8 protein-coding genes are annotated in these 6651 nt (G+C 62.2%); 5 read left to right on the forward strand and 3 right to left on the reverse strand.

Features of this window, described 5'->3' with window-relative positions; all coding sequences use genetic code 11:
* A partial coding sequence (locus tag EN932_RS25315) for a DUF3137 domain-containing protein (RefSeq protein WP_128369145.1) occupies positions 1-787 on the forward strand: 787 nt, incomplete at its 5' end.
* Between the two features lie 13 nt (positions 788-800).
* Here the strand turns inward: EN932_RS25315 and EN932_RS25320 are convergent.
* A complete protein-coding gene (locus EN932_RS25320; protein ID WP_127369748.1) occupies positions 801-1295 on the reverse strand; it encodes a DUF2314 domain-containing protein in 495 nt (164 codons plus the stop codon).
* A gap of 446 nt (positions 1296-1741) precedes the next feature.
* Here EN932_RS25320 and EN932_RS25325 point away from each other — a divergent pair, with 446 nt between their 5' ends.
* The 4 genes from EN932_RS25325 (at position 1742) to EN932_RS25340 (ending at position 5063) form a co-directional block, all read left to right on the forward strand.
* Positions 1742-1984 carry a DUF1344 domain-containing protein gene (locus tag EN932_RS25325; RefSeq protein ID WP_013530037.1) on the forward strand — a complete coding sequence of 81 codons (243 nt, stop codon included), beginning with the start codon at positions 1742-1744 and terminating at the stop codon, positions 1982-1984.
* A 187-nt stretch (positions 1985-2171) separates the two neighbouring features.
* Entirely contained in the window at positions 2172-3794 is a 1623-nt protein-coding gene (locus EN932_RS25330; protein WP_127370029.1) for an FAD-binding oxidoreductase, read from the forward strand.
* A gap of 17 nt (positions 3795-3811) precedes the next feature.
* Entirely contained in the window at positions 3812-4444 is a 633-nt protein-coding gene (locus EN932_RS25335) for a hypothetical protein (RefSeq protein ID WP_127370028.1), read from the forward strand.
* Positions 4445-4532: 88 nt separating this feature from the next.
* Positions 4533-5063, forward strand: a complete 531-nt coding sequence (locus EN932_RS25340; RefSeq protein WP_127384775.1) for a dihydrofolate reductase family protein — start codon at positions 4533-4535, stop codon at positions 5061-5063.
* Positions 5064-5096: 33 nt separating this feature from the next.
* On the opposite strand, the gene EN932_RS25345 is transcribed toward EN932_RS25340, so the two are convergent.
* Positions 5097-5618 carry a hypothetical protein gene (locus EN932_RS25345; protein WP_127384774.1) on the reverse strand — a complete coding sequence of 174 codons (522 nt, stop codon included), beginning with the start codon at positions 5616-5618 and terminating at the stop codon, positions 5097-5099.
* Between the two features lie 150 nt (positions 5619-5768).
* A partial coding sequence (locus EN932_RS25350) for a hypothetical protein (protein ID WP_128369146.1) occupies positions 5769-6651 on the reverse strand: 883 nt, incomplete at its 5' end.

A 6651-nucleotide genomic window follows, 5' to 3' on the forward strand; every position in this document is an offset into this window, starting at 1 on the left:
CCCCAACGAGCAATGGGTCTCGACGCCGCATGTATTTCTCTATGTGATCGGCTTCGCGGCTTCGATCCTGCTCTATTTCCAGGCCAGGAAACCGGCGACGCGGCTGCAGCAATCGTTCCGCGAGACGCTGCTGCCGATCATATTCGGCTTCATCGCCGACATGCGCTACCAGCATGGCGTGACGCCGAATTCCTTCGACCGGTTGCCGCGCACGGCGGTTGGTCCGTTCAACCGGCAGGCGTTCGACGACATCGTGGCGGGCCGCTATGAGGGGTTTCCGTTCGAACTGTACGAGGCGCATCTGCGGGAAGGGTCGGGCAAGGGCTCCTCGACCGCCTTCCAGGGCGTCATCGTCGCTTTCGAGACCATCGCGCCGTTTCCCGGCATATTGGTGGCGACGCGGCGGACCAACGCGGTGATCAGCTTCTTTCGCGGCATATTTGCCAGCAAGCTGCAAGAGCTGTCCAGCGGCGATGCTTTGCTCGATGCCGCCTACGAGTTCCGCACCGACAATCTCGGGGCGGCACAGCCATTGGTGAGCGGCCGGCTGGCGCAGGCGCTGAAATGGCTTGGCGAAACCTGGCCGGACGACCCAGCCCGCGTCGCGCTCAACGGCAGCGATGGTTTCCTACTGTTGCCGCAGACGAAGAACTTCTTCGAGCTGCCGGATATTTCGGTGCCGCTCGACTACAGCAGGCATGTCGCGCCGATGATATCGGACATGGGCGCGATGCTGGCGACGGCGGCACTTGTGCGCAAGATCGGCGCGAAGGACGAAGCGGGTTGATCGGGCTGCGCTTTCAGCACTCGAAGCCGTATTTGTCACGCATGTAGTCCGCCTCTTCTTTCGACATTTTGTTGAACATGACGCACACGGTGAAGCTGCCGACCTGACGTCCGCCGCGTGTGTATCCCCAGTCGGAAATATCGTCCCTGGTGAATTCTATGTTCTGGCCGAGGACGACGTTGTGCACTTCCTCCGGCTGGTTTGCCAATATGCCGACAAATCCGGTTTCGGTGCGGCGGAACGGTATGACCCAGAAGTGTTCGGTGACGTTGCCGTCCCGTACCTTGACCTTCAATTTGAACCTCTCTGTGTCGGCGGGAGGCGCCTCGGACAGTGCCAGGAAGTCGTCCAGGCTGGCGAGCGCCTGCGCGGTCGCCGCTGCCATCTCTGGGTCGCCGGGAGTGAAGATAATTGTTTTGTCGTCGCCCGGATCCGTGGCTTGTGCGCCGGCCAATCCTGGAGCAAACGCCAGCATCAGGGACATCGCAGTCCGGACTGCAAGCTTCATGGAAGGCCCCCCTTCATGTCAACGGTCGACACCATCCCGCATTCGACGTCGGTTTGCAACCGTAGCGCGAGTTTGATCAGCGTTGGCGTGGCGGTTTTTGAACTGATCCGCGAAACAAAATGTGTATCGACGATCGGTCAGCGCTCTGTTTCGTGATGCCGCCCGAGATGGATTGCGGCGGCTGCGTGGTGATCGAAAGCCGCCCGTCACAATCGGCCAAGTGACTCTTTTCGCGGACAGAAGTGCGTTCATTGGGGGAGCCGAAGCGGCCTGAAATGATCTAGGTCGCAGATAATGTGTCGGAATTAAGCCTATGATATTGTTTGCGAAAATTCACCCAATGTGATTTGCGGAGGGTGCGCTTTCCGTCCAGTTTCAGGCCGTCCGGTGCTGTCGTTTCCCAAGGCGGCGGTCCGGAAAAGTGAAACAGCACGGAGTGCTTACCAATGAAGAAGACCCTCGCAACCACCGCTGCTCTGCTCGCCTTCCTCGGCACCGCTTATGCCGCGACCGTTCAGGGCACCATTCAGGCCGTCGATCCGACGACCAAGTCGATCACCCTCGACGACGGCAAGATCTACCAGCTGTCGCCCGAAGCGACGATCGGGAAACTGAAGGTCGGCGCCAAGGTGGCGGTGACCGTCGATGACAAGACCGGCATCGTGACGTCGATCAAGAAGGCCTCGTAAGGCGTCAGCGTCGTTCGTCGGCAAGCCTGCTGACGCAATTTCAGGCCCTGTTCCATTCTGGCCGGTCCTCAGGGGACCGGCCATTTCGTGCCCTCCACCCTCGACGCCAGGCAAAACGCCGTCCCGGCGGCGCCGCTATGGTTTTTGCCAAAGAGCCGCGCTATCCCTTGGCCAGCGGGGGATAGTCATGGCCGACGAGCAAAAAGGGTTTCGCCTGTCGCGGCGATTGCTGCTGGGTGCGGCCGTCGTCGGCGGCGCGGTGCTGTGGGGCGGCAACACGGTGGCGCGGCTGGCACGCGGACCTTCGGGGCCGAAGAACGCAGGACGGATAGCCGATATAGACGGCTTCGCGCTGCCTCTGAAGCCGCTGGACAATGCGCCGGCCTTCGATGCGTCACTGCCCTGGTCGGCAAAGGGTGGTGACATCAACGATGCCAGCGGCCTGTCGATGACGCCGGTCTACGGCGTGGTCGAGGTCAGCGGGGACGAGCACATCGCCAAGGCCCTGGCCTTCGCGCGTGCCAATGGGCTGAAAATATCGCTGGCCGCCATCCGCCATTCCATGGGCGGGCATGCCTTCGACGACAACGCGCTGGTGCTCGACCTCAGAAAGTTCAACAGGGTCACCGTCGATGCGGCGGCCAAGACCATGACCTTGCAGCCGGGCGCGCGCTGGCACGACATCCAGAACCTTCTGCATCCGCACTTCGCGGTGAAGGCGATGCAGTCGACCGACATCTTCTCGGTCGGCGGTTCGCTGTCGGTCAATGCGCATGGCATGGACCACCAGGCGGGTTCGGTGGCGGGCTCGATCCGCTCGATGCGGGTGATGCTGGCCGACGGTTCGGTGACGACCTGCTCGCCCATCGAGAACACCGACCTGTTCCGCCACGTCGTCGGCGGTTACGGCCTGTTCGGCGTGGTGCTGGAGGCGACGCTCGATATCGTCGACAACGCCGTCTACCGCACCTCGCGCGAAATCATCAAATCGGACGATTTTCCGGAATTCTTCGCCAAGGTGCTGGAGCCGAACAAGGATATCGGCCTGTTCTACGGCCATCTGTCGACGGCGCCCGGCAATTTCCTCGAGGACATGATCGTCTACCGTTACGACAAGGTGGCCGAGCGGCCGCCGGCCGATCAGCCCGAGATCGGCGAACCGGGATCGGTCGGGTTGAAGCGGGTGATCATCAACCTGGCGAAATGGGGCAGCCTGTTCCAGGAATTGAAGTGGTTCACCGAAAAGACACTGGAGCCGAAATTCGAAAGCTGCACGGTGGCGCGCACCTCGGCCATGGCCGAGGGCGAGGCCTGTCTCGTCACCCGCAACAACCCGATGCACGATTCGGTGCCCTATCTGTTCAACGATCAGATGGAAGAGACCGACATCCTGCACGAATATTTTATTCCGCGTGCCGCCTATGTCGAATTCATCGCGGAAGCGCGCGAGATCCTGCGCAACCAGACGCTGCCGGTGCTCAATGCTTCGGTGCGCATCGTCCACAGGGAGGATGTGGCGCTGACCTACGCGCCGGAGCCGGCCTATTCGCTGGTGCTCTACGTCAACCAGCCGACCGATGCCGACGGCAATGCCAGGATGCGGGCGCTGACGCGGGCGCTGATCGACGTGACGATCAAGCATGGCGGGCGCTTCTTCCTGCCTTACCAGCTGCATTATACGGCCAGGGAATTGCTGGCCTCCTATCCCGAACTGCCGGCCTTCCTGGCGGCGAAGCGGCAGTATGACCCAACGGAACTGTTTTCCTCGACCTTCTACCGTGCCATCAAGGCGCTGAGCGGGGTGTCGTAAGAAGCAGGAGAACAGCCATGCGGATGGTATCGGCGGCGGCACTCACCCTCATCGCGCTGTGCGCCGGACCGGCCGGAGGCGAGGATCTCAAGGCCTTCAAGCTGACCATCGACGGCGTGACGGTCGATATCGATCCCGGCGAGAGCGCCGATGTGACGCTGCCCGGCGGCAAGCAGAGCAAGGTGACGCTCGCGCGCAACGACTTCGCTACCTTTTCCGGCAGCGATTTTTCCTTCGTCCACCCCAGCGGCATTTCGGTGACCAAGACCGATCTCGGCGATGACATCACGCAGTATCTGATGGCCTCGGCGCTGGGCACGATTGTCGTCGTGCAGGAGTATGGCGCCATGAATCCGGTGTCGCTCAACCAATTGATGCTGCAGGAGATGACCAGGGAATCGGTGCAGGCCGGCGCCAAGCTGACGCAGGGGCCGACCACGCGCAAACTCGCCGACGGCAAGGAATTGACCGGGATCCGGGCCGAGGTGAAGACACGCACCGACACCGCCGATTTCGAGATCGTCGGCTTCGGCCTGGCCGATCGGGGGCTGCTGTTCATCACCCGCATTGCCGGCGAGGATGCAGCGACCGAAAAGCCGCTTGTCGACAAGTTCTGGCAGAGCCTGAAAGTCAGGTTCAGGCCGGACTAGGATCGTGTCTCAGTTTGGATTTCGGCTGGGGTTTTGCGTAACGGCGGCTCAAGTTATTCTGAAGACCCTGGGTTGGAGATCCTGCAGCATGGCGAAGCTCATTTTCAGAATGAACCAGTCACTCGACGGCTATGTCGACCACCAGAAAATGCCGTCGGGCCCGACGATCTTTCGTCACTGGATAGAGCAAGTGCGCAATCTGAGCGGCAGTGTGTACGGTCGCGGCATGTACGAGGTCATGCGCTATTGGGACGAAGACCATGCTGAGTGGAGCGCGGAGGCGCATGAATTTGCGGCGGCGTGGCGGAGCCAACCGAAGTGGGTTGTGTCGCGCTCTCTGAAGTCGGCCGGCCCTAACGCAACACTTGTCGCGGATGACGTCGAGGCGGTGATACGCGGGCTTAAGGCTGAGCTCGTCGGGGAGATTTCAGTTTCTGGACCAGGCCTGGCGCGAAGCCTGACCGACCTTGGTCTTGTCGATGCGTACCAACTCTACCTCCATCCGTTCGTGCTTGGTCATGGCAAGCCATTCTTCGCCGGCCCCCGGCCGCCGCTTCGCTTTGTGGCCAGCGATTTGATTGGCGACGACGTGATCAGGTTGACCTATGTGCCTGCCTGATCACGCGGTCGTCGAACCGAGACGCCAGCGGGCCTACAGCCCCTTCGGCATCAGGCCAGCCAGCCAGTTCACAGAGCGCTTCGCGGCGTCGGCGGTTGCCAAGGCGGCGCGGCCGAGATCGGTCTTGACCACGGCGTAGCCGCTCTTGGTGCGATAGAGCACACCGGTTCCGCCATCGACCACCTGTTCATAGGCAACGGGCCGGGCGGCGTCGGCTTCCATGGCGGTCGTCGGCGAACCGACCGAGACGCTCGGCCGGTGGCTGAGTTCCGGCGGCAGCGGGCTTTCGGTTCTGACGACGCGGCTGGCGGGCTTCAGTTCCGGGCGGGATGCGGTCGCGGCCAGTTGCGAGGAGGACGACGAACCCTTCGTGCGGCAAATGCCGGAGACGAGCGGATAGTTGAAATTGCGCTCGTGCAGCATCTGGCTCTTCATCGCGGCTTCGCACTCGGCGACGGTCGACCATTTGGCCGGCGTCTCGCCGATATATTCGCAAAGCTTGGCGTCGCAGTCGCAGCCGACAATGGTCATGGCGACAAGGGCGGTCTTGATCACGGTCTTGTCCCTTCGAGATGCCCCCCGGCAGCCCTTCCATTTCTTCCCATTCCTTCGCGCGCGAACAAGGCGGGATTTGGCCGCGATTGTGGAATGGGCGTGGCGGAGGCCAGGAAATGCCTAATCTTGGCCGGGCGTGACCGAAAGGCCTCAGTAATCGTAGACGTGTTCGAGCCTGGCGCCGGACTTGATCAGCGCCGGCAGCACGAGATGCAGCTTACGCACGGCGACGACCATGCCGGTGCGGCGCGTGGATTGATCGGCCGGCAGCGGATAGCTGAACAGGATGCGCATGCCTTCGGGAACGGCGATCGTATCGGTGGAGAGCACCGTGACCATGATCTCGTCATTGCCGCCGAACTCGACGAAGGACACGCCCTTGTCGATCAGCCGCGGGATCATTTCGGTGAAGACCTGATAGCGCCTGGTGACGAAGATCGTGCCGTCAGCGCCCATGTCGCGTTCGAGCAAGGTGTCGGGCTCGTTGCGCGTGGCTTCGCCGACGGGTCCCTTGGCCCAGACATGGATGTCGAGCAAGGCGGGGTCCATTGTGGCGGCGAGGGCCTTTTTGATCAGGTCGGCATAGCCCTGCTTGATGGTGTCGGCGAGGCCGAACGCCAGCTTGCGTTCGCTGGTGCGGATCGAGCTGTCGCCCGGCGCCGACTGCACGGCAAACAGGCCGGCGCGCTTGTCGGCATAGGGGAACTGATACCACGGCACCTGGTCGAGAAACGCGGCATAGTCCGCCGCCACCTTGGCCTGATAAATGTCGGCGGCGGTGCGCTTGGCCGTCGTCGCCTCGGTGATGCGGCCGACCGTGTTCTCATAGGCCCACTGCAGGATATGCTCGATCGAGTGGCTGGTGCCGATGATGACCAGCATCTGGTGGTTGGCGTAGTTGAACTTGTAGGGAGCGCTGGCGCGGATGACCATGGCGTAGTCCTGCCAGAAGCGGCCGATATAGGACCAGTAGGGGAAGCCGCTCGGTTGCTCCTTGTCGACGAAGCCGGCATATTCGCGCGCGGCGTAGACG

This window comes from Mesorhizobium sp. M7A.F.Ca.US.002.01.1.1 (assembly GCF_004022955.1).
Lineage (GTDB): Bacteria > Pseudomonadota > Alphaproteobacteria > Rhizobiales > Rhizobiaceae > Mesorhizobium > Mesorhizobium ciceri.

What these genes read in the sequence shown, in the direction of transcription:
- EN932_RS25320 (WP_127369748.1), bottom strand. Translation starts at nt 1,295, where the DNA reads ATGAAGCTTGCAGTCCGGACTGCGATGTCCCTGATGCTGGCGTTTGCT.
- EN932_RS25325 (WP_013530037.1), top strand. Translation starts at nt 1,742, where the DNA reads ATGAAGAAGACCCTCGCAACCACCGCTGCTCTGCTCGCCTTCCTCGGC.
- EN932_RS25330 (WP_127370029.1), top strand. Translation starts at nt 2,172, where the DNA reads ATGGCCGACGAGCAAAAAGGGTTTCGCCTGTCGCGGCGATTGCTGCTG.
- EN932_RS25335 (WP_127370028.1), top strand. Translation starts at nt 3,812, where the DNA reads ATGCGGATGGTATCGGCGGCGGCACTCACCCTCATCGCGCTGTGCGCC.
- EN932_RS25340 (WP_127384775.1), top strand. Translation starts at nt 4,533, where the DNA reads ATGGCGAAGCTCATTTTCAGAATGAACCAGTCACTCGACGGCTATGTC.